Source organism: Microcoleus sp. OTE_8_concoct_300 (assembly GCF_031383065.1).
Classification (GTDB): domain Bacteria; phylum Cyanobacteriota; class Cyanobacteriia; order Cyanobacteriales; family Microcoleaceae; genus Microcoleus.
Map to the genome: position 1 here is coordinate 1 of NZ_JANMZH010000151.1, position 1104 is coordinate 1104.

The 1104-nt window shown below is 46.0% G+C and carries 2 protein-coding genes; one reads left to right on the forward strand and one right to left on the reverse strand.

All coding sequences use genetic code 11. The annotated features are described in order from the left end of the window. On the forward strand, positions 1 to 475 hold a 475-nt coding region (locus tag ACUVJL_RS07440), incomplete at its 5' end, for an adenylate/guanylate cyclase domain-containing protein (RefSeq protein ID WP_445245269.1). A gap of 514 nt (positions 476 to 989) precedes the next feature. Here ACUVJL_RS07440 and ACUVJL_RS07445 read toward each other — a convergent pair. Continuing rightward, a complete protein-coding gene (locus ACUVJL_RS07445) occupies positions 990 to 1100 on the reverse strand; it encodes a hypothetical protein (RefSeq protein ID WP_445245270.1) in 111 nt (36 codons plus the stop codon). Positions 1101 to 1104 lie beyond the last annotated feature (4 nt).

The following is a 1104-nucleotide window of genomic DNA, read 5'->3' on the forward strand; positions in this document are numbered from 1 at the left end:
CAATCGAGCTCGCGCTTCTCTGGGTTATGTGCCAGTTCAGATTGGGGTGGGAATCAATACTGGTTCTTTGATTCTGGGTATTGTGGGCGGAAAAAGCCGGATGGACGGTACTGTGATCAGCGATGCGGTTAATTTGGCTTCTCGCATTGAAAGTTTGACGAAGAATTACGGGGTGTCGCTGTTAATTACTCAGCAGACTTTTGAGCGCTTGACAAATCCGGGTGATTATGCAATTCGGGTAATTGATAAAGTTCAGGTTAAGGGTAAGTCTGAATGGGTAACTGTTTATGAAGTTTTTGATGCGGATTTGGCGGAAGTTAAAGCGGGGAAGTTAGCGACTCTGCAACTATTTACTGAGGCTTTGTCTTTGTACAATATGAATAGTTTTAGGCAAGCGGCGGTACTTTTTGCGGATTGTTTGCGGCAAAATCCGGGGGATAAGGTGGCTCGAATTTATTTGGAAAGGTGTAATTAAGGAAGAAGGCAGTTCGGCAACGGATTCGCTTTCTGAGGATGTAATATCGATTCCGGTTGCACCAGAATCATTGTTGACTGTGGACTGTGGACTGTGGACTGTTGGCTGTTGACCGATGACTGTTGACTGTTGACTAATGACTAATGACTGTTGACTGTTGACTGTTGACTGTTGAAGGAGGGGTCAAAAAAATGAAAATTGCGCGAATTATTTGTTGGCCTCGGGATTCTATTTTACGCCCGACGATGAACCGCGGATTTGATATGATTCCCATGCAACCGGAAACGATATAACGGATGTAAGGGATGGAAGTCGGATGGAGGTGGGAAGAAGGAAGGAGGAAGAAGCAAGAAAAGCCAGGGTTTCAGCAATACAGAACTTACGCAAAATTTCTATATGTAGGGCTCCATGCACACGGCACCTTACCGCTTTAGTCCGAGCGAGTTTTCTGAGGACTTTAGTCCTCAGTACAAACCGAGACTCGTTATCCCGATACGATCGCCCCGATCGCACTTTACGGTTGTTCGATCGGTATTTCTATGATAAACTCGGCTCCTTGGCCCGGTGCAGACACGCAGCTGATTTTGCCACCGTGTTCTTGGACAACTTTGTAGGAAATTGACAGGCCT